This is a genomic window from Pantoea sp. B550 (assembly GCF_024158165.1).
GTDB classification, from domain to species: Bacteria; Pseudomonadota; Gammaproteobacteria; order Enterobacterales; family Enterobacteriaceae; genus Pantoea; species Pantoea alfalfae.
In genome coordinates, this window is sequence record NZ_JAMYXI010000003.1 from 880,659 (window position 1) to 900,845 (window position 20,187).

The 20,187-nt window shown below is 56.9% G+C and carries 20 protein-coding genes; 5 read left to right on the forward strand and 15 right to left on the reverse strand.

The annotated features are described in order from the left end of the window. Together dapE and NIM72_RS07105 are read left to right on the forward strand one after the other, a co-directional pair. Positions 1 to 1,128 (forward strand): succinyl-diaminopimelate desuccinylase, encoded by a 1,128-nt coding sequence (gene dapE, locus NIM72_RS07100; RefSeq protein WP_161736416.1) that lies wholly within the window; start codon positions 1 to 3, stop codon positions 1,126 to 1,128. A gap of 22 nt (positions 1,129 to 1,150) precedes the next feature. Next, on the forward strand, positions 1,151 to 1,339 hold the full coding sequence (locus tag NIM72_RS07105) for a YpfN family protein (RefSeq protein ID WP_003848800.1): 189 nt from the start codon (positions 1,151 to 1,153) through the stop codon (positions 1,337 to 1,339). Between the two features lie 31 nt (positions 1,340 to 1,370). Here NIM72_RS07105 and ypfH read toward each other — a convergent pair whose 3' ends face one another. The 6 genes from ypfH to dapA all read right to left on the reverse strand — a co-directional run bounded on the left by ypfH (position 1,371) and on the right by dapA (position 7,888). Continuing rightward, positions 1,371 to 2,051 carry an esterase gene (ypfH, locus tag NIM72_RS07110; protein ID WP_253419603.1) on the reverse strand — a complete coding sequence of 227 codons (681 nt, stop codon included), beginning with the start codon at positions 2,049 to 2,051 and terminating at the stop codon, positions 1,371 to 1,373. 73 nt (positions 2,052 to 2,124) lie between these two features. Then, on the reverse strand, positions 2,125 to 4,098 hold the full coding sequence (locus NIM72_RS07115; protein ID WP_253422056.1) for a tRNA(Met) cytidine acetyltransferase TmcA: 1,974 nt from the start codon (positions 4,096 to 4,098) through the stop codon (positions 2,125 to 2,127). Beyond that, complete coding sequence (locus NIM72_RS07120) at positions 4,098 to 4,964, reverse strand: neutral zinc metallopeptidase (RefSeq protein ID WP_161736414.1); 867 nt, start codon at positions 4,962 to 4,964, stop codon at positions 4,098 to 4,100. Before NIM72_RS07120 ends, NIM72_RS07115 begins: the two co-directional genes overlap by 1 nt. A gap of 140 nt (positions 4,965 to 5,104) precedes the next feature. After that, positions 5,105 to 5,818 carry a phosphoribosylaminoimidazolesuccinocarboxamide synthase gene (gene purC, locus NIM72_RS07125; RefSeq protein ID WP_010260002.1) on the reverse strand — a complete coding sequence of 238 codons (714 nt, stop codon included), beginning with the start codon at positions 5,816 to 5,818 and terminating at the stop codon, positions 5,105 to 5,107. A 145-nt stretch (positions 5,819 to 5,963) separates the two neighbouring features. Beyond that, positions 5,964 to 6,995: an outer membrane protein assembly factor BamC gene (bamC, locus tag NIM72_RS07130; RefSeq protein ID WP_253419606.1), complete on the reverse strand. Its 1,032-nt coding sequence runs from the start codon at positions 6,993 to 6,995 to the stop codon at positions 5,964 to 5,966. A 14-nt stretch (positions 6,996 to 7,009) separates the two neighbouring features. Then, entirely contained in the window at positions 7,010 to 7,888 is an 879-nt protein-coding gene (gene dapA, locus NIM72_RS07135) for a 4-hydroxy-tetrahydrodipicolinate synthase (RefSeq protein WP_161736412.1), read from the reverse strand. Between the two features lie 143 nt (positions 7,889 to 8,031). Between dapA and NIM72_RS07140 the strand changes: the two genes are divergently transcribed. Further along, positions 8,032 to 8,613: a glycine cleavage system transcriptional repressor gene (locus NIM72_RS07140; protein ID WP_150012539.1), complete on the forward strand. Its 582-nt coding sequence runs from the start codon at positions 8,032 to 8,034 to the stop codon at positions 8,611 to 8,613. A gap of 151 nt (positions 8,614 to 8,764) precedes the next feature. Continuing rightward, on the forward strand, positions 8,765 to 9,232 hold the full coding sequence (bcp, locus tag NIM72_RS07145; RefSeq protein ID WP_010260016.1) for a thioredoxin-dependent thiol peroxidase: 468 nt from the start codon (positions 8,765 to 8,767) through the stop codon (positions 9,230 to 9,232). A 94-nt stretch (positions 9,233 to 9,326) separates the two neighbouring features. Here bcp and NIM72_RS07150 read toward each other — a convergent pair whose 3' ends face one another. From NIM72_RS07150 to NIM72_RS07190, 9 genes are all read right to left on the reverse strand, one after another. Continuing rightward, positions 9,327 to 10,892 carry a sensor domain-containing diguanylate cyclase gene (locus NIM72_RS07150; protein WP_161736411.1) on the reverse strand — a complete coding sequence of 522 codons (1,566 nt, stop codon included), beginning with the start codon at positions 10,890 to 10,892 and terminating at the stop codon, positions 9,327 to 9,329. 161 nt (positions 10,893 to 11,053) lie between these two features. After that, on the reverse strand, positions 11,054 to 11,884 hold the full coding sequence (locus NIM72_RS07155; RefSeq protein ID WP_253419609.1) for a metallophosphoesterase: 831 nt from the start codon (positions 11,882 to 11,884) through the stop codon (positions 11,054 to 11,056). 10 nt (positions 11,885 to 11,894) lie between these two features. After that, positions 11,895 to 12,878 (reverse strand): ABC transporter ATP-binding protein, encoded by a 984-nt coding sequence (locus tag NIM72_RS07160; protein WP_161736926.1) that lies wholly within the window; start codon positions 12,876 to 12,878, stop codon positions 11,895 to 11,897. Next, positions 12,875 to 13,690, reverse strand: a complete 816-nt coding sequence (locus NIM72_RS07165; protein ID WP_161736927.1) for an ABC transporter permease — start codon at positions 13,688 to 13,690, stop codon at positions 12,875 to 12,877. Before NIM72_RS07165 ends, NIM72_RS07160 begins: the two co-directional genes overlap by 4 nt. Beyond that, on the reverse strand, positions 13,687 to 14,562 hold the full coding sequence (locus NIM72_RS07170) for an ABC transporter permease (RefSeq protein WP_253419612.1): 876 nt from the start codon (positions 14,560 to 14,562) through the stop codon (positions 13,687 to 13,689). Before NIM72_RS07170 ends, NIM72_RS07165 begins: the two co-directional genes overlap by 4 nt. Further along, positions 14,562 to 15,584, reverse strand: coding sequence for an ABC transporter substrate-binding protein (locus NIM72_RS07175; RefSeq protein WP_253419615.1), 1,023 nt, complete (start codon positions 15,582 to 15,584; stop codon positions 14,562 to 14,564). Before NIM72_RS07175 ends, NIM72_RS07170 begins: the two co-directional genes overlap by 1 nt. Then, positions 15,568 to 16,590 (reverse strand): substrate-binding domain-containing protein, encoded by a 1,023-nt coding sequence (locus NIM72_RS07180; RefSeq protein WP_253419618.1) that lies wholly within the window; start codon positions 16,588 to 16,590, stop codon positions 15,568 to 15,570. The genes NIM72_RS07175 and NIM72_RS07180 overlap by 17 nt, the downstream gene beginning before the upstream one ends. Before the next feature lie 125 nt (positions 16,591 to 16,715). After that, a complete protein-coding gene (locus tag NIM72_RS07185) occupies positions 16,716 to 17,324 on the reverse strand; it encodes a DsrE family protein (protein WP_222925142.1) in 609 nt (202 codons plus the stop codon). Positions 17,325 to 17,355: 31 nt separating this feature from the next. Then, positions 17,356 to 17,961: a DsrE family protein gene (locus tag NIM72_RS07190; RefSeq protein WP_161736932.1), complete on the reverse strand. Its 606-nt coding sequence runs from the start codon at positions 17,959 to 17,961 to the stop codon at positions 17,356 to 17,358. Positions 17,962 to 18,715: 754 nt separating this feature from the next. Here NIM72_RS07190 and NIM72_RS07195 point away from each other — a divergent pair. Then, positions 18,716 to 20,179: a M48 family metallopeptidase gene (locus NIM72_RS07195; protein WP_150012547.1), complete on the forward strand. Its 1,464-nt coding sequence runs from the start codon at positions 18,716 to 18,718 to the stop codon at positions 20,177 to 20,179. Positions 20,180 to 20,187: the final 8 nt, after the last annotated feature.

Below are 20,187 nucleotides of genomic sequence, written 5' to 3' on the forward strand. Positions count from 1 at the left end.
ATGTTTTGCCCGGTCATTGAGCTGACGCAGCAGCTTATTCGTCGCCCCTCTCTCAGCCCCGATGATGCCGGATGTCAGGCTCTGCTGATCGCCCGTCTTGAAGCCATTGGCTTTAAGATTGAAACGATGAACATCGACGATACCCTGAATTTCTGGGCCACCCGTGGCGAAGGTGAAACGCTGGCGTTTGCCGGTCACACCGATGTGGTGCCGCCTGGCGATGCCAGTCGCTGGATCAACCCGCCATTTGAACCGACCATCCGCGATGGCATGCTGTTTGGCCGTGGCGCGGCTGATATGAAAGGCTCGCTGGCGGCCATGGTGGTGGCCGCCGAACGTTTTGTGGCGGTGCGTCCCCATCACCGGGGCCGCCTCGCCTTTATGATTACCTCTGATGAAGAGGCCAGTGGGACCAACGGCACGGTTAAAGTGGTTGAGCGGCTGATGGCGCGTCGCGAACGCCTGGACTATTGCCTGGTCGGCGAGCCTTCCAGCACGGAAGTCGTCGGTGACGTGGTGAAGAATGGCCGGCGCGGCTCAATTACCGCCAACCTGACGGTACACGGTGTGCAGGGCCACGTCGCCTATCCGCATCTGGCGGATAATCCGGTTCACCGGGCGATGCCTGCGCTGACTGAGCTGGTCGCGACGGAGTGGGATCAGGGAAATGAGTTCTTCCCGGCCACCAGCATGCAGATTGCAAATGTCCAGGCGGGCACCGGCAGCAACAATGTGATCCCCGGCGAGCTGTTTGTGCAGTTCAACTTCCGCTTCAGCACCGAACTCACCGATGAGATGATCCGTCAGCGGGTCGCAGAGTTGCTGGATCGTCATCAGCTGCGTTACACCATCGAGTGGAAACTTTCGGGGCAGCCCTTCCTGACCTCACGCGGTAAGCTGGTGGATGCCGTCGTGAAAGCTGTAGCGCACTATAATGAAATTAAGCCGCAGCTGCTGACCACGGGCGGCACCTCTGATGGCCGGTTTATAGCCCGGATGGGCGCGCAGGTGGTGGAGCTGGGGCCGGTGAATGCCACCATTCACAAAATCAATGAGTGTGTGAAAGCCTCCGACCTGCAGATGCTGAGCCGGATGTACCAGCGCATCATGGAACAACTGATCGCCTGACGGCGATGTTAAGGAGCATCAAATGGAATTTATTAAAGATTACTGGTGGATCCTGGTGATCCTGCTGATGGTTGGTGTGTTGATGAATGTTTATAAAGATCTGAAACGCATCGATCACAAAAAATTTATGGATAACAAACCTGACCTGCCGCCGCATCGTGATTTCAACGATAAATGGGATGACGACGACAACTGGCCGAAGAAGAAGTAAATGAAAAAGCCCCTGCACTGCAGGGGCTTTTTTACATCATCACGATAACGTCATCGTCACCCGGTTTTGCGCCGCTTAACGCCTCATCAAAGTAGCGTTTTGGCACCGTATAGCGCAGATGATTCAGCGCCAGCTCCATGCTGCGGTGATCGATGGCATGCGCCAGATCGTCAACGATATCGAGTGTCACGTCGCCACCGCAGGCGGTCAGCCGCTGTTCCGCCTCCCGGGCATGGTGAAGCGGGATCTGTTCATCATAATCACCGTGGATCAGGTGAATCGTGGTGCGGGTAGTGGCCTTTTCCGGCAGGGTAATAAATCGGCCATTAAACACCACTGCGCGACCTGCCAGGTCCGGATGGGCTTTAACCCCTTCCAGCACCATACTGCCGCCCTGCGAAAAACCGATTAAGGCTGTCGCTTCCGGCCGCACGCCGCTCTTTTTCTGCCAGTGACGCACCGACGCAACAAACTGCGGCATTGCCGCATCAACCCGCTGCTGGATAGTCTGATCGTGCAGGTCAGTCTCGCCAAACCACTGACGAACCACGCCGGGTGAACCGACGGAAACCACCAGCGAGTCGGGAAAAGTTTTCGCAAACCAGTTGCCAATCTCACCCATTGAATCCGGGTTGTCGCCAACGCCGTGATAGAGCAGAAACAGCTGTGCGGTGGTGGCAGGCTGTTGAACGATTACATATTTCAGTGTCATGTTGACCTCCTGTGTTCACTCTACGCCGCCTGGCACAAAATGATATGGGGATAATTTGAACCAGCTGGTCGAATTATTTCAACGGCAGATGCAGCGCGTCAGCAGTAACGCCCAGGCTTTCGAGGGCTGAAGCCGCCTGCTGACGTAGCTTAGCTATCAGCGCTTTGCGGCCGCTTAAGCCGGCCTGCCGGGCCAGGTCGCTTAGCGCATCAGGTGCAGCAACCGCGGAGGCCAGCAGCGGTACGGAGACGGCACTGGACTCAACCAGGCGCTGCAATACCGGCAGGCTCGCCTCCAGTGGCCGCTGCGCCCAGGCGAAACCGATGGCCAGATGGTTATCCTGAGGGATCAATCCATCATCTGTGGTCTTATCAAACTGCAGTTCCAGCGCGATATGCTGTTGCAATCGCGGCCAGTCACGCGCCAGCTGTTCTGCTGCCCGGCGCGTCAGTGCCTCACCCGCAGCAGAACAGGGCAATATGGCCATCGCCGCGTAACAGCCGCTGCTGGCTTCGCGCTGACTGCCAATCCGCACCAGAGCAAAGCCACAGGCACGCCAGAACGCCCAGAGTGATTCAGTGTAGCCGAAGCTGACAGAGAGGTAGTCGTGATCGGCAGCCGCATTAACCGCCGCCGCAACAAGCTGCTGTCCGGTTCCCCGACGACGGCTCTCCGCCGCCACGGCAATCCGGCTGATGCGCTGCGAGCGCAGGGTTGCCGCCTCAGCCAGACCGGCGTGGGCTGCCAGCGACTGCGCAACCAGATTGCCGCGCGGTCGCCGGATGCCCGCCCAAACCGCCTGCGCCAGCTCAGGTTCAAGACCGCCCTCCTCCACCAGCCAGAGCGCGCCCTGTAACGCAGGTGCATTGCCCGCCCGCCACAGCTGCATACCTGGTGCATCCAGCAGGCGGCGCAGATCAAGCGGCGACGTGCGATAGTGCGCGCTGGTGAGCAGACGGTAAGCGGCTTCAAGCGCGCTGAAATCGTGACGTTCAACACGATGCGGTGTTACCAGAGTATCAGGCGCACTGGCGCTGGCATCGTCAAACAGCAGCGCCTGATTCAGCCACTGCTCCAGCGGATCAAAACGCGACCAGCGTAGCGGCTCATCCAGTGTGAAATAGTGAACCCCGGTAAGCCCGGCGCAGAATTTAAGGATAAAGCCGCGCCCGCTGCCTTCATAGCCCTGAACGGTGGTGGTGAGCAATATGCGGGGATAGCGGCTGACCAGCGCCTGCAGCAGCGGGGCCGGGATCGCCGCGGCTTCATCCACAATCAGCCACTCCGCCGGTGGCGGCGTCTCCTGCGCCAGCAGTGCATCAGGTGCCATAAAGTGAAAATGCTCAGCGGCAAAAGCAGCCAGCACCTCTGTTGAGGCTTTGGCCGGTGCCGTCACCAGGCAATGTCTGTTCTGCCGGGCCAGCATTCCCGCCAGCGCCGATTTACCCCGTCCACGGGCAGCGGTCAGTACGGCGACACCCGAGGGCAGCGCGATCAGCTTATCGAGGATCGCCTGCTGCTGCTGTGGTGCCTGACAGTGCCACTGCGGCCAGTCCGGCTGCGCCGGAAAACGGCAGGGCTGATGCTGCCGCTCCAGCAGCACCTGGTCATCCGCCAGGATCAGCTGTTGCAGGTGGTGAACAAAAAGAGGGGTTGAGATGGGTTCAGCGACGTCCGCCCAGCGCAGGCTGTCGCTGTCAGGCTGTTGCGGCCACGCTTGCCAGGGCGGCACCAGCAGCAGCAGCCAGCTACCGGCGGTCAGCGTACCGGCCAGCGCAGCGAAAGCCTCGGCATGAAAGCCCTGGCGTGCATCGAATATCGCATGATGGAACTCGCGTCCCAGCAGCGTGCGTACCGCGCCAGGCGGCCTGTGCAGAGCTGACTCGTCAGATGAATCAGAAAATAGTGGCGCCGGACTCAGCGCCAGCCAGTCGCCTGGCAGCGCTTCACGCCACGCCGCAGCCCGATCTAAGCACCAGGCCGGGTCGCCGCTGATGACTGCCAGACGACGCACACCGGCCTGTTGCATAAGCTGCGTTGGGTTCATCAGTTGCTGGCGAAGGTGTTGCACTGTCCTGGATCGCCACCATCAAACCCGCGCTTAAACCAGGTGTAGCGCTGCTCAGAAGTACCGTGGGTGAAGCTGTCCGGCACGACGCGGCCCTGACCTTTCTGCTGCAGACGGTCATCGCCAATCGCCTCAGCGGCATTCAGCGCTTCCTGCAGATCGCCTGCTTCAAGAACGTTTTCCTTCTGCATATAGTGTCCCCAGACACCCGCAAAACAGTCCGCCTGCAGTTCCATTTTGACGGAGAGCTGATTCACCTGCTTCTCGCTGGCACCCTGCTGCATTTCACGCACTTTCGGCTCAATGCCCAGCAGTTTCTGGACATGATGGCCAACTTCATGCGCGACGACGTAGCCCTGGGCGAAGTCACCGCCTGCACCCAGCTTAGTTTTCATCTCGTCATAGAAAGAGAGGTCGATGTAGACGGTCTGATCGGCAGGACAGTAGAACGGTCCCATCACAGACTGTCCGGTTCCGCAGCCGGTGCGGGTTGCACCGCGATACATCACCAGCTTCGGCGCCACATACTGTTTGTTCATCTGCTGGAACAGTTTGCCCCAGGTGTCTTCCGTTGTAGCCAGGATCACTTTCGTGAATTTCGCGGCCTCGTCATCATTGGCACTGACGCTGCGCTGTTGCTGCTGGCTGGTCGGTGCGACGTCCCCCCCCGTCAGCAGTCCGGTCAGGTCATATCCGTAATAACCGGCGACTGCCACCACGATCAGCAATACGATACCGCCTTTGCCACGCGGCAGACGAATCTGGCGGCCTCCGCCACCTAAACCGGACGATTGATCGCGACGGTCCTCTACATTGTCGCTTTCGCGACGCCCTTGCCAGCGCATGCTGTATTCCCTCAGTCATTTTTCAGATGGCATGATTTTAGTTGTGTGACGGGGCAATCACCAGCTTTACCCTGAAATGAAAAAAGGAGAGCCGGGGCTCTCCTTGTTCTGTGTGCTTTCTTTCTGCGCTGCAGGCAAACTCAGTCGAGTTTTACGCCCAATCGCTGTGCCACCGCTTCATAGGCTTCAACCACGCCGCCAAGGCTCTGACGGAAACGGTCTTTGTCCATTTTATCCAGCGTCTCTTTGTCCCACAGGCGTGCACCGTCTGGCGAAAACTCATCGCCCAGCGTCACTTCGCCGTTAAACAGACCAAATTCCAGTTTGAAGTCGACCAGAATCAGGCCCGCATCGTCGAACAGTTTGCTCAGCACCTCGTTGGCTTTAAAGGTCAGCTCCTGCATCCGCGCCAGGTTCTGTTTGCTGACCCAGCCAAAGGTTTCGCAGTAAGATTCGTTGACCATCGGGTCGTGTTTTGCATCATCTTTCAGGAAAAGATCAAACAGCGGCGGATTGAGCACAATGCCCTCTTCCACGCCCAGACGCTTTACCAGCGAGCCTGCGGCACGGTTACGCACCACGCACTCAACCGGCACCATCTCCAGCTTCTTCACCAGCGCTTCGGTATCGGACAGCAGCGCTTCCATCTGGGTCGGGATACCTGCTTCCTGCAATTTGGTCATAATGAAGTGGTTAAACTTGTTGTTAACCATTCCTTTGCGATCAAACTGCTCGATTCGGGCACCATCACCTGCTGACGTATCGTTGCGGAATTCGAGTATCAGCAGATCCGGGTTATCGGTGCTATATACAGTTTTCGCTTTACCGCGATACAACTCAGCTCGCTTTTGCATCTTGTTCACTCCAGACTTGAAATAACGGGTGTTCAGCGACCAGTGCCGCTGCGGCGATTGCCTTGACGCAATCGTTTACTTCGCCGCGCGCTAGTATGCCAAAAACAAAATAAAAAGGCCGGAGAATCTCCGGCCTGAGGCAACTTTATTTGTTCAGCGCCGCCTGGAACACGGCCACCAGCGCATCGTTCTGCGACTGGGTCAGCACATGCCCTTTCGGGTCGATGAATTGCAGGCTGGTGCGGTTGTCGAGATCGCCGACCTGCACTTTGTAATCACCGTTTGGTAATTCCGGATCTTTTGCACCCACTGAATCCCAGTCGCTGCTGCCCGGTGACTTGTAAGTCACCTTCATACTGCCGGTTGAGCGGGTGGTATCGGTCACTTCCATTCCAACGCGTTTCATCGCATCTGGTAAACGCTGCCATGCCACATTGTATGGCGTACGCAGAATCAGCATGGGCAGACCGGTGTCATCTGCGCCGCTCTGCACATCAATAGCACCACTTACCCGACCTGATGCCGCGTTTTCACTGGCGGTATCAATTTTGTCCAGACCGCTGCTGATTTCATTCATCATCTGCGCGGTGTAACGCTGGATCTGCACAGGCGACGTAATGGTTTTACCATCCTGCTGCAGCTCCAGCAGGCGCACGGTAAGCTGCTGCTGATAGCTCTGCGACTGCACGCTGATCTGATAGCGGCCACGATACTGCTGATCTTCATCAGCACGGTTCCACTGCACCCAGTCGGTCGTCAGCTGCTGACCGGCATCGTTACGTGAAGCAATCGGGAATTTGTTTGACTCAACGACGTTAACGACCCGTGACCAGACTGAACCGCGGCTGTTGTCGATCATCAGCGCACCGGTATTGTTGCTGAACTGCGCGCGGGTCCCGTTCATCAGCGCCAGCGGCTGGGCTGGCGGACGGATGTCGAGCTGCTTGCCGGTTGGTGCCTGGCTGCTGGTGCGCGGCACATCATAGTCACCACGCTGAACCGGCAGGATCATACCGGCTGGTGCTTTCAGTTCACTTAACTGGCTGGCTTCAAGATAAGATTCGTCACCGCTGACCTGGCGCTTATAACGCTGATCGCTTGAACAGGCCGACAACAGCATCAGAGTAGAAAGCCCGACTACTGTGGCTACTGTTGACCGCTTTACTGAGTAATTCATTCAAACTCCCTAAATTATCGCAAACCCGCTTTCACCAGCGCCTGCTCCACTTTCGGCTGGCCGGCTGCAGTCAGTGGCGTCATTGGCAGACGCAGCGTGTCGTTAGCGATTAATCCTAGCTGTTTCGCAGCCCATTTCACCGGGATAGGATTGGGTTCACAGAAAAGCGTCTGGTGCAGGTGCATCAGACGCTGATTCAGGCGGCGTGCCTCAACGAAATTGCCCTGCTGTGCGAGTTGACACAGCTCGACCATCTCACGTGCAGCCACATTTGCGGTCACCGAAATGACGCCTTTGCCGCCCAGTTGCATAAAGTCCAGCGCAGTCGCGTCATCGCCACTCACCAGAATAAAGTCTTCATTAACCAGCTCTTGGATCTGACTAACCCGCGATAAGTTCCCGGTTGCCTCTTTGATTCCGATAATATTTTTAATTTCGGCCAGGCGGGCAACGGTTTCCGGCAGCATGTCACAACCGGTACGCGAGGGAACGTTATACAGCATCTGCGGCAGGCTGGTGCTATTCGCAATCGCTTTAAAGTGCTGGAACAGCCCTTCCTGCGTCGGACGATTGTAATAAGGCGTCACGGTCAGGCAACCCACTACGCCGGAATTTTCAAAACGCTTCGTCAGAGAGATGCCTTCAGCGGTGGCATTTGCACCGGTTCCGGCAATCACCGGAATACGGCCATCGGCCAGTTCCAGGGTCAGCATCACCACATCACCATGTTCTTCATGGCTCAGGGTTGCAGATTCGCCTGTGGTGCCGACGGAAACGATCGCCGCGGTGCCGCTGGCGACGTGATAATCAATCAGTTTTTTCAGACTCAACCGGCAGACATTACCGCTGTCATCCATTGGCGTAACGAGTGCAACAATACTTCCCGTAAACATTGGCGATCCCCTCGACAAACAAGTGCTTCATGGTACGTTTTACACTTAGGGAAAAGCAAGCAAGCCACGCCATTCCCGCGCTTGTCAGCAGTTTTTTTTATGTTTACCTTATGGTTATTAGCGAAAGCAGAGGAAAAGCCATTTTGCCGCAATCTCAGCCCCATCATCTGGTGATCACCGCGCTCGGTGTTGACCGGCCGGGTATCGTCAATACGATTACCCGACACGTCAGCAGCTGCGGTTGCAATATTGAAGATAGCCGTCTTGCCATGCTTGGGGATGAGTTCACCTTTATCATGCTGCTGTCGGGCAGCTGGAACGCAATTACGCTGATTGAATCGACGCTGCCGCTGAAAGGCGCAGAGCTGGAGCTGCTTATCGTCATGAAGCGCACCAACGCCGGGGTTCGTCCGCCGATGCCCGATACCGCGTTCATTCAGGTGGAAGTGGCCGACTCGCCGCATATTATTGAACGCTTTACCGATCTTATTGATAAGCATCAGATGAATGTGGCCGAACTGGTGTCGCGTATCACACCCGCGCAACACAATTTGCCACCAACGCTCTATATTCAAATGACCGCCCACAGTCCGACACGAACCAGTGGCACCACTTTTGAGCAGGCTTTTAATACCCTGTGTCAGGAGCTGAATGCGCAGGGAACGCTGCGTCTCTACAGTGTGTCTGACGCCGACAGCAGCGAATCTGTCAGCGCGGTACGCTAAGCTTTAGTTAATAAACCGGAGCTATTTCTCCACATGCCTGACGCGTGATCGGCTATGTGGTGAAATACCCCCTGATGGTAATGTTCCCTCTGGTCGTTTCGGCCCGGATGGTGTATTACCCACAGCCTGAATAAGAAAATGGAGAGATGTGATGAATCCACTGAAAGCCGGAGATACTGCACCTGCATTTAGCCTGCCCGACCAGGACGGCGAACACGTGAATCTGACCGACTTCCAGGGACAGCGCGTTCTGGTGTACTTCTACCCGAAAGCGATGACGCCAGGCTGTACCGTGCAGGCGTGCGGTCTGCGTGACAACATGGATGAGTTGAAAAAAGCGGGCGTGGAAGTCCTGGGTATCAGCACTGACAAACCGGAAAAACTGTCAAAGTTTGTCGAAAAAGAGCTGCTGAACTTCACACTGCTGTCAGATGAAAATCATGAAGTCTGCCAGGCGTTTGGCGTCTGGGGTGAAAAAACCTTTATGGGGAAAACCTATGACGGCATTCATCGCATCAGCTTCCTGATTGACGCTGAAGGCAGGATTGAGAAAGTGTTTGATAACTTTAAGACCTCGAATCACCACGACATGGTGCTGGATTACGTTAAGTCAGCCTGATGTTGAGGGGCGCGGTAGCCCGACCACCGCGCCCTGCTTATCTTCTTTCCTTTCACGCTTCCCTGCCGTAAAAAAATATCCGCTATTTGTGTGATTAAGCTGCGGCTACGATAACGCAGTTTCGCCCGGCATTTTTCGCCGCGTAGAGCGCCGCATCCGCCTGTTTCAGACTCGTTTCCAGCCCGGTATCCTGGGTGCCATTCCATGCCGCAACGCCAATAGACAAGGTAATTCGTCCTACATCCGTAAGCCAGGCTTCGGCAATACCCAGCCGTACGCGCTCTGCGATGATCTGTGCCTCATCCAGGGCCGTGCCCGGCAGCAGCATCAGAAACTCCTCTCCGCCGTTGCGACACACCACATCAGACTGACGGGCGCTGGCACGCAGCGTGCTCGCCACCTGTTGAATCACCCGGTCACCGACATCATGACCCCAGCTGTCGTTGACGTTTTTGAAGTGGTCGATATCCAGAGCCAGCACCGAGAAAGGCTGGCGCAACGTACGGTAATACTCCAGCACCGCGTTCAGACCACGGCGATTGAGCAACTGGGTCAGCGGATCGGTCTGCGCTTCCGAGCTAAGACGGCCAATCTTGTCCTGCACCAGACTAATACCAGTGAGCAGTGCACGTTTGACCTGAGCCGCCTCAAAATACCAGGCGGTGATGCCACCAATCTCTTTTGATACCCCCTGCGCATCCATCCGGCTGGCTTTGCGGGCCAGCTGGAAGAGTGGTCGGGCTATCAGCCGCGCCAGAACCACGGCTACCAGCAGAGTCAGCAGCGCAAACGGCACCGAGTTTGTCAGGACTTTTATTAACAGGCCCGACAGCGGATCCAGCGTGACGTTAATCGGCTTGAGCGCCACCACCGTCCAGCCGGTAGTCGGCACGATCGCAAAGCCCGCCAGCTGAGCTGACTCACCCGGACCGGCAAGCATCAGCGAGCCATTGGTCTGCTCATCGCGTGGACTGACGATGGCCGGCAGCGTTTTACCCACCAGTTGCCGGTTCGGGTGATACAACACTTCATTATTGCTGTCGAGCACATAGACCGTGGTGCCATCCCGGTAAAACTGCTCACCCAGCAGCGCATTCAGAATGCTTTTTTTCTTCAGATAGATGGTGCCGCCGATGTAGCCCAGATAGTCGCCATCGGCACTCCAGACAGGCCAGGAGACAAACACCAGCAAATTGTTGGCGGCAGAAAGGGTGGGTTTACTGATGCCTGGCTGGCGCAGGGTCAGCGCTTCCCGTGAGGCGTCGCTGGTCAGGTGCATGCCTTTCAGGGGCAACGACTCTGGCGAAATCGCTTTGATCACGCCCTGCGCATCCACTATCGCCACTGAGTTGAAACTGCTGGTCTGCTCGCGCAGGCGGCTGACTTCGCTTTCCAGCAGCGCCTCATTATTAAAGTCGCGGCTGAGCTGATTTGCGCTGTAGTGCAGCTGTGACTGCGCCAGCTGAAAGAAAATCTCACTGGTTGAGGCCAGCTTGGCGGCATAGGCCCGGTTGGCCTCAAGCGTGGTGTCAATCAGCACCTGGCGCTGAACCCGCCAGGTGGCATAAAGCGTATTCGCGAGCGTGATAACAATGCTGACAATCACCAGCAGGGCGATCAGATTGCGCAAATCGGCCTTGGGCCGAAAGAGCTTTAGCATGGCGTCGCCGCCCTGGAGATAAATGTCATGTCGTCAATGCCTGATTATTTTTTTAATGTGTGCCAGAAGCCCTGATATCCGGGTTTAAGTCTACACGGTGTCGGCATTTTTGAGCAGCATTAAGACAAATTTCACGCCTGAGAATCCAGGTTTGACTGGCACTAATCGATTAATCCCTGACTATCGTAAAAAGGCCAGGGTCCCGAAAAGCGGCCAATCGCACACTGATGCGTGACCAGTCCCTGGCCGGGTTGCCAGCAATGAAGCAAAAAGCCGGGCGGCTCCAGAATAAAGTGAGCCGGCCCTCTGGGATGCAGATCCAGCGCCACCTGATGCGATACGCCCGGCGCAACACAGGCCAGCGTGCCGGCAAAGCGGGTCTGCAGACTGCGATGCAGATGACCGCATAACACCCGCTCAACCTGCGGATGGCGGGCAATGATCGCCTCAAGGGCCTCCGGATGACGTAACCGTTGCCGGTCCATATGGGCAATGCCGCAGGCAAAAGGAGGATGATGCAGCATCACCAGCGTGGGCTGTTCGGCAGCCGCGCTCAGTGCCTGATCCAGCCATTGCAACTGGTGTTCGTCCAGCTCACCCCATGGCTGTTGCGGCACGCTGGAGTCCAGCGCCAGCAGCCTGACGCCGCCGACGCAAAGCTGCCAGTTCAGGGTGGGTCCCGCCTGCAGATAGGTGTGATCCGGGAAAGCAGCACGCAGTGCCTCGCGGTCGTCGTGATTGCCCGCCATCAGGTAAAATGGCAATCGCAGGCGTTGCAAAGCTTCCCGCAGTATCTGGTACTCTTCAGGCCTGCCAAAATCGACCAGGTCGCCGGTCATCACCACCACATCTGGCCGCGGCTGCAGCGCATTAAGGGTGTCGATCACCTGCAACAATGCCGCATGGGTATCGACCTGTTTGTACGAGAGGCGGCCATTGGCCTTGATATGCAGATCGCTGATTTGGGCGATCACTGTGGGTTGAACTGACACAACAGACTCCTTAGCAACTGAATTCCAGCGCGGCCTGACTGGTCAGCGACCAGCTGATGCGCTGCCCGGCCTGCCAGATTTCGCGCGCATGACGTTCTACCTGAATGGGGCTATCCAGCCCGATATCGATCAGTAAGCGCTGCGAAGCGCCGAGAAACGTGCTGCCCACCACTACGCCGCGCTGCGGATAACGCGTGTCGTCGGCCAGCAGTACATCTTCCGGGCGGCAAAAACGCAGGGGCTGACCCGTGGGATCGTGCGCAATGCAGTTAATGGCCCCCACAAAATCGGCCACAAAGCGCGAAGCCGGGCGCTGATAAATGCCCTGCGGCGTATCGAGCTGCACCAGGCGGCCCTGCTCCATCACCGCGATGCGATCGCCCAGCGCCATCGCCTCCTGCTGATCGTGCGTGACGTAAACGGCGGTGATCGCCAGCCGTTTGAGCAGCGCACCGATCTCCAGCCGCAGTCGATCGCGTAGCCTGGCATCAAGCGCCGCCAGCGGCTCATCAAACAGCAGCACTTTAGGCCGGGCGGCCAGCGCGCGAGCCAGGGCCACACGCTGCTTCTGCCCGCCGGACAACTTATCAATCGCGCGATGTGCCAGAGGGGTCAGATCAACCAGCGCCAGCATCTCTGCCACCCGCGCCTCACGCTCAGCACGCGGCACGCCCTGCACCTTCAGGCCATAGGCGACGTTCTGCGCCACGTTGAGCGTCGGGAACAGCGCGTAGTTCTGGAACACCATGCCGACATTGCGTTTCTCAATCGGTAGCGCGGTGACGTTACGCTTATCAAACCAGATCTCACCCGGTGGATCGCTGCTTTCCAGACCGCTGATGATACGCAGCAGCGTGGTTTTACCGCAGCCCGACGGCCCCAGCAGCACCAGCGTTTCACCGGCGTGAACCCGCAAATCGAGCGGATGCAGCGCGACCTGCTGATTGAAGCGACGCGAGCAGTGGCGCAGCGTCACGTTGATAGCCTCTTTCATAAGGTTTCCTCTCTCTGCTGCCGCGCTGATTGCCGTTCCAGCCAGTGATTACAGGCGTTGAGCAACAGCAGCAGCGGTAAAATCATCATGATAAAAATCAGGGTGTAGGCGGATCCAACTTCCAGCCGCATCGAGGTGTAGCTGTCGGCCAGCCCGACCGGCAGGGTTTTGGTCAGGGGCGTGTGCAGCATCCATGTGATATTGAACTCCCCTACCGACAGCGTGATCACCATAAACGCGCCCGCCAGAATGCCGTTGCGACAGTTCGGGACGACCACGGTAAAAAAGCGACGCCAGAAACCCGCCCCCAGGCTGGCGGCGGCCTCTTCCAGACGCGGCAGATCAATCGCCTGCATTACCGACAGCACCGGTCGGATCATAAAGGGCAGTGTAAAGAGCACATGGCCGATCAGGATGAAGAGCCAGCTGTCGCGCAACGCGCTGAACTGACCATAAAGCAGAATGATCCCCAGCGCGGTAGCCAGGCCCGGCAACGCGACCGGCAGCATCAGACACTCTTCGATGCGTGAGGCCCAGCGCGACGGTGACTTCAGTAAGCCCCAGGCGGCGGGTACACCCACGATGACCGTCACCGCCAGACAGCTCAGCGCAATCAGCAGCGACAGCCAGAAGGTGTCGGCATACATCTGCCACACCAGTTCCACCCACTTCAGCGTCAGGCCGCTGCGCAGACCCGCGAAATAGTTCTGCGTGACGCCCGCCAGCATTGAGAGCACGATCGGCACGATCATAAACAGCGCGGTGAGGCTGGTGATCGCCACCTGCAGCCAGAACAGAGCCCGGCGCTTCATGATGAACGCTCCCTGCGACGGGCAAGCCCATTAGCCAGCATCAGCGCCAGCCAGGCCACCGCGCCCATCACCACCGAGAGCGCCGCTGCGGTGGCAAAGTTGGCGTAATTGGTGAACTCGCCGTAAATAGTCAGCGGCAGCACCGCCAGCTCTGTGCCCAGGGTAAATGCGGTACCAAACGCCCCCATGCTGGTGGCGAAACAGAGCGCGCCACAGGAGAACAGCGCCGGTTTCAGCCCTGGCATGATGACGTCGACGATGATGCGCCACTGGCTGGCCCCCAGCGAACGGGCGGCCTCTTCCAGTGAACAGTCCAGCTTTTCACTGGCCGCCACCAGCGTCACGATGGCGCGCGGCAGCGAAAAATAGAGATAGCCAATAAATAAGCCACTGAGCGAATAGGCGAAAACCCAGCGCTCATGAAACAGGCTGAGGCTGAGTTGCGCCAGAACACCCTGACGCCCCGCCAGCATCACCATCAGAAATCCCACCACCACGCCCGGAAAGGCCAGCGGAAAGGTCAGCAGCGCCAGCAGCATGCCGCGCCCGGTAAAGCGCTGGCGTGCCAGAAAGCAGCCCACCACCGCAGCAATCAGCAGCGTCACCAGTGTAACCGCCGCCGAGAGCAGCACGGTATTCAGCAGGCTTTGCAGATACTGCGGCTGGCTGATTACCGTCCAGTAGCCGCTGTGGTGAGTCGTGCGATCCTCCGTCATACCGATCTGTAACAGACGAGCAAACGGCAATAGCCAGAAGGCAGTAAAGAACAGCAGCGCAGGCAGCAGCATCCACGGCCAGTTTGCCCCCAGCGGCCGAAGGCGGTGGCGAACTGAGTCGCCAGCAGCAAACGGATTGATTTCTGAGAGTGACATCAGCGGATCTCGCTCAGATAGCGGGCGGAGAAGCCTTTCTGCGCATCGGCCATCTGCTGATAATCGACCGTATGGGCACGCGCATAATCGCTGTCAGGCAGGAAATATTTCTTCGCCTCGGCTGACATCGCCCCAGCCCGCACCGGACGCAGCCAGGCATTGGCCCAGATCGCCTGACCGGCATCTGACAGCACGAAATCAATCACTTTCTTACCGTTTGCCGGATGCGGCGCGTTCTTCACCAGGCTGATAACGTACGGCACCGTAACCGTTCCCTCGCTCGGGATGACAAACCCGACGTTGGCGTGATCTTTGTAGCGGGCGCGATAGGCGTTGAAGTCATAATCGATCAGAATCGGGATTTCGCCTGAAATCAGTCGCGCATAGGCGGTCTGCTTAGGCACAATCGGCTGGTTGCGCTGCAGCGCCTTAAACCAGTTAATCGCCGGGGTGAAGTCATGCAGGCTGCCGCCTTTGGCCTGATTGACTGCCACGGCCGCGACGTAGCCCACAAAAGCACTGGCCGGATCCAGATACCCCACCATACCTTTATATTCCGGCTTCAGCAGATCATCCCAGGAACGCGGCACCGGCACGCCACCCAGCGCATCAACATTGACCATAAACCCCACGGTGCCGGAGTGCAGCGCCACCCACCTGCCATTCGGATCCTTCATGCCTGCCGGGATCTGATCCCAGTTAGCGGGTTTGTAAGCGCTGACCACGTCGGCACTAACAGCCTGAATACCAAAGCTGACGCCGTAATAGACCACGTCGGCGACCGGATTGTTTTTCTCCGCCACCAGCTGCGCCAGCGCCTGCCCCGAATTTTTATTATCCTGCGGCACATGAATGCCGGTCGCTTTTTCAATCGCCTGGAGCTGCGTGGCCCAGTCGGCCCACTCTGGCGGGCAGTTGTAGCAGATAGCATTTTCCGCCGCCTGCGCCCACGAACTGGTTAGCGAGCAACTAGCCAGCAGCGCAGCACTGACGATCTGTTTGATATTAACGGTGAGTGACATGATATTTCCCTGAAGAAGAGCCATGAAATGCCGGGGCGATACTCTCCCCGAGCCGTAAATGATGGGCCAGCAAGGGGATCTTACCGGCCGGATTCAGAAGCAGATCGATGGCGCGCGTGCCCATCAGCGCAATCGGCTGAACCACGCTGGCCAGTGACGGTGAAAGCTGTTCACCCAGCTCAATGCCGTCGAAGCCGATAACTGACAATTGATTCGGTACGCTGACACCGGCACGCGCAGCAGCCCCCAGCAGGCTGATAGCCAGCAGATCGTTACTGCAAATCACTGCAGTCAGCGGCGAAGGGGCATTCATCAGCGGCAGCAGCGGTTTGAAATCGGAGTGGATATGGCTGGGCATCTCAATCATTGCCCGCGGCGTCAGACCCGCCTGCTGCATGGCTTCGCAGTAGCCGAGATAGCGCAGACGCGCACGGTCAGATTGCTGCATCGGGCCAGCGGCCATCACGATGTGGCGGTGGCCGAGCGAGATAAGATGGGCGGTCGCTTCCGTCATCGCTTTACGATTGTCGACGCACAGTGCGGGCCAGTCGTGCTGTTGCGGCACATTGTGGGTCAGTACGAAAGGCATTTTCGCGGTCGCCAGCGTCGTCAGCAGCGCACTGCGGTCGGCGTCTGCCACGGTCAGTACCAGACCGGCGACACGCTGGTGCAGCATATGTTCGACAATAGCCGCTTCCCGCTCAGGCTGATAATCACTGGTTGCCACCAGCAGCGCATACCCAGCCTGCCGGGCCTGCTGCTCCATCGCCTGCAATTGCAGGGCAAAAACCGGATTGAGCAGTGAAGGCAGCAGAACGCCAAGCGTGGTGGAGTGTTGGGTACGGAGCTGACGGGCAATATGATTCGGGCGAAAGCCCATCTGCTCTGAGGCGGCAAGCACCTTTAGCAGCGTGCCAGGTTTGAGCAGATGGGGATCAGAAAAGGCGCGCGCCGCGGTTGCGCGGGAAACCCCTGCCAGTCTGGCTACGCTGATTAAATCGGTCATGACTGCCTCGTTTATCGTCAATGAGATCGATCTCATTGCGATGTAAACTAGCGGCGTTATATGACAGGCGTATCACAGGAATCTGACTGGCAGGTGACAGCGGCAGTGACGCCGCTGCTGGAGAATTAAAGCATCAGGAAGGCGTAACCGCTGTTTTCCAGGGTGGCAACGGTGGTGCCGCTGGAGATGGTGTGGGTGACCATCGGGTCGATCCAGTTGCGATCAAGCTGATGAAACGCCACGGACTGGTCGCAGATCGTGACCTGAACGCCCGCTTTTTTCAGTTCGCTGATCAGCTTCAGGTTTGGGTTATCCACGCCGTAGGCTTTGCTGAACTGGTCATTATTCAGCGCTGACGACACCGCGTCGCCGTTGATCGACACCACAAATTTCAGCTGGTCGAGTGGCACACCCGCTGCATAATAGAGGTTGGTGACACGCGCTACACGCTCCAGGCCCAGATTCGGCTTACGAATATCGCCATCATTATGGTTAATCTGGAAAACAATTTTATTACTCAGACCCGCTGTGGTGCCGGGTTTAAATGCCGGCGTATCGACATAATGTATTTTGCCGTAGCCATCAATCGCAGGCGTACTCCAGAAATCAGCGGGCTCAGATTTATTATCTGCCATTTTGCCGCTGACCTTATCGAATAATTCCGGCAACTGTAAAACATTGCCGCCAATAAATCCTGCTACGGCTGCCATCACTACTAACGCTGCTGGACGCATTAACTCTTCTCCCGGTCGTTTAAAATATCAATTACATTGCCAGCCACGCGTACCCCTGGTTTTGCAGGGTGGATACCGTGGTCGGACTGGAAAGCGCATGGACGACTGATTTATCAATCCAGTTATTCGGATAGTGATGGAATGCCACGGACTGATCGCAGACCGAGACTTTCACTCCCGCCTGATTCAGCTCATTAATCAGCTTCAGGTTTGGATTTTCGATGCCATAAAACTGTTTGAAATGGGCGTTATCCAGCATGGCAGGTGTCGCGTCACCCGTAACCGAAACCACAAACTTCAGCTGGTCCGCCGGAATGCCGGAGGCGATATAGAGATTGACCACGCGCGCCACGCGTTCCAGTCCCAGATTCGGTGCGGTCATCGCGCCGTCGCTTCGGGTAATCTGGAAAACAATTTTGTTGCTCAGGCCCACTACCGGTTTAAACGCGGCATCAGGCTCGTAATGAATTTTGCCATAACCTTCAATCGCCGGGGTGCTCCAGAATCCAGGGGCTTCCTGTGGCTCGGTTGCAAAATGACGTGTCACTTTGTCGTAAATATCGCCACTCTGTGTGACAGCCGCGCCAACGACGCCGCCAATAATGGCGATTAACGCGTATGAAACAACTGAACGCATAACACTTCTCTCCGGCAAATAATGTCTGTCAGATTCAGGACTGAATCCGGTCGGCTATCTATACCACAGCGCGGGTTTAATTCTCGCTTCTGTAAATTCAGGTCAACGCGCTATTGATAACCGCTGAAATTATTCACAGAGAGAATTAATTGAAGATTTTCATCATGCAGAAAAAAGTGTCTTAGCAGCAGTGGATCTGACTATCAGGGATTTAATCTCTGCCTGTTAAGTTGACGCGAAAAAATAAAATCCAGGCTTAGCTGGAATCAGGAAGAGGGGGGCAGACGAATCGATTTAATTTATCAATGGCGAAAAGACATTTTGCGGCTCAGCGTGGGCTATTTTTTCAGAGTAGACCTGGAAAAACACGTGCCATATTCAGTTTTTCTGATTGAATTTACATAACTTTAAAAAAAGAACGATTACTGTTCCGGATGTCTGTCAGCGGATTCTGCTCTATTCCGGCGAAGCGCAACGGGAATGAACAGATAATTGGCAACTTACCTGCTCAGGATCCCGGTAAAACCTCACCGGATTTACCTCGTTTAACTGCGGTTTAAGTTGGCAGGATGTTCAGTTTTTTTCGTCAAAATCTGCGATTTTGCACAAATTACCTCAGGCGATGACCAGAAAACGACATTTCTTTCTTTTGATGCTCTGGTTAAGATAGTCACAAACCGCCGTTATCTGCGAAAAATGGAACATTCCCGCTCTGCACCTGTCCATTTTCAGGGCCTCTCTACAGGATTAAGGCATGTTGAACCGGTTAAAGAAAACGCTAATCGCCGCGCTCCTCCCGACGCTCATTTTCACCACTCTGACACCGGCCCACGCTGATGTCAGTGATTCACTTCCCGATATTGGCACAACGGCCGGTTCGACCCTGTCGATTAATCAGGAACTGCAGATGGGCGACTTTTATGTGCGCCAGCTGCGTGCCAGTGCGCCGCTGATCAACGATCCGCTGCTTAATCAGTACATTAATCAGCTGGGGCAGCGGCTGGTCTCGCACGCCGACGCCGTAAAAACCCCGTTCCACTTCTTTCTGATCCAGAATGATGAGCTCAACGCCTTTGCCTTCTTCGGTGGCAACGTGGTGCTGCATTCGGCGCTGTTCCGCTTTACCGAAAATGAAAGTCAGCTGGCATCAGTGATGGCGCATGAAATTTCACATGTCACCCAGCGCCATCTGGCGCGTGCCATGGAAGATCAGAAGCGCAATGCGCCGCTGACCTGGGTCGGAGCGCTGGGTTCGATTCTGCTGGCGATGGCCAGTCCGCAGGCGGGCATGGCAGCGCTGACCGGCACCCTGGCGGGTACGCAGCAGGGAATTATCAGCTTTACGCAGGGCAATGAGCAGGAGGCGGACCGCATCGGCATTCAGGTGCTGCAGCGCGCCGGTTTCGATCCCCAGGCGATGCCAAATTTTCTGCAGAAGCTGGCCGATCAGAGCCGCTTCTCCTCGAAGCCACCTGAAATTCTGCTGACCCACCCCCTGCCCGACAGCCGTCTGGCGGATGCCCGCAACCGTGCTAACCAGATGCGCCCCGTCGTCGTTCAGTCTACTGAAGATTTTTACCTGGCGAAGGTGCGTGCGCTGGGGATGTACGCCACCGGGCGTAATCAGCTCACTGACGAACTGCTGAGTCAGTATGCCAGCGGTAATGCCCGCGAGCAGCTGGCGTCACAATATGGCAAGGCTATACAGTTTTTACAGGCGAAGAGCTATGCCGATGCGAAGCGGATTATGACGCCACTGCTGGCGAAACAGCCCAATAACGTCTGGTTCCTGGATATCATGTCAGACATCGACATCGGCCTGAACCAGCCACAACAGGCGATCGCCCTGCTCACCGCTGCCACTGGTGCCAAAAACAGTCCGGTGGTGCAGCTCAACCTGGCGAATGCCTATGTTGAAGCGAAGCAGTATGCCAGTGCCAGTCGTATTCTGAACCGCTATACCTGGGCCAATAAAGATGATCCTAACGGCTGGGATTTACTGGCACAGGCTTCTGCCCAGCAGGGACTGAATGATGAAGAGTTGTCGGCACGGGCAGAGAGCCTGGCGCTGAATGGCCAGCTTGATCAGGCAATCACCGCGTTAGGCAGCGCCAGCGCACAGGTGCCGCTCGGCAGCCTGAAACAGGCGCGCTACGATGCCCGTATCGATCAGCTTCGTCAGTTGCAGCAGCGTTTTAAGCAATATCAGAAAGGCTGAGAAACGAC

Coding starts and splice junctions, on each gene's coding strand:
- dapE (WP_161736416.1), top strand. CDS start 1: ATGTTTTGCCCGGTCATTGAGCTGACGCAGCAGCTTATTCGTCGCCCC.
- NIM72_RS07105 (WP_003848800.1), top strand. CDS start 1,151: ATGGAATTTATTAAAGATTACTGGTGGATCCTGGTGATCCTGCTGATG.
- ypfH (WP_253419603.1), bottom strand. CDS start 2,051: ATGACACTGAAATATGTAATCGTTCAACAGCCTGCCACCACCGCACAG.
- NIM72_RS07115 (WP_253422056.1), bottom strand. CDS start 4,098: ATGAACCCAACGCAGCTTATGCAACAGGCCGGTGTGCGTCGTCTGGCA.
- NIM72_RS07120 (WP_161736414.1), bottom strand. CDS start 4,964: ATGCGCTGGCAAGGGCGTCGCGAAAGCGACAATGTAGAGGACCGTCGC.
- purC (WP_010260002.1), bottom strand. CDS start 5,818: ATGCAAAAGCGAGCTGAGTTGTATCGCGGTAAAGCGAAAACTGTATAT.
- bamC (WP_253419606.1), bottom strand. CDS start 6,995: ATGAATTACTCAGTAAAGCGGTCAACAGTAGCCACAGTAGTCGGGCTT.
- dapA (WP_161736412.1), bottom strand. CDS start 7,888: ATGTTTACGGGAAGTATTGTTGCACTCGTTACGCCAATGGATGACAGC.
- bcp (WP_010260016.1), top strand. CDS start 8,765: ATGAATCCACTGAAAGCCGGAGATACTGCACCTGCATTTAGCCTGCCC.
- NIM72_RS07150 (WP_161736411.1), bottom strand. CDS start 10,892: ATGCTAAAGCTCTTTCGGCCCAAGGCCGATTTGCGCAATCTGATCGCC.
- NIM72_RS07160 (WP_161736926.1), bottom strand. CDS start 12,878: ATGAAAGAGGCTATCAACGTGACGCTGCGCCACTGCTCGCGTCGCTTC.
- NIM72_RS07165 (WP_161736927.1), bottom strand. CDS start 13,690: ATGAAGCGCCGGGCTCTGTTCTGGCTGCAGGTGGCGATCACCAGCCTC.
- NIM72_RS07170 (WP_253419612.1), bottom strand. CDS start 14,562: ATGTCACTCTCAGAAATCAATCCGTTTGCTGCTGGCGACTCAGTTCGC.
- NIM72_RS07175 (WP_253419615.1), bottom strand. CDS start 15,584: ATGTCACTCACCGTTAATATCAAACAGATCGTCAGTGCTGCGCTGCTG.
- NIM72_RS07180 (WP_253419618.1), bottom strand. CDS start 16,590: ATGACCGATTTAATCAGCGTAGCCAGACTGGCAGGGGTTTCCCGCGCA.
- NIM72_RS07185 (WP_222925142.1), bottom strand. CDS start 17,324: ATGCGTCCAGCAGCGTTAGTAGTGATGGCAGCCGTAGCAGGATTTATT.
- NIM72_RS07190 (WP_161736932.1), bottom strand. CDS start 17,961: ATGCGTTCAGTTGTTTCATACGCGTTAATCGCCATTATTGGCGGCGTC.
- NIM72_RS07195 (WP_150012547.1), top strand. CDS start 18,716: ATGTTGAACCGGTTAAAGAAAACGCTAATCGCCGCGCTCCTCCCGACG.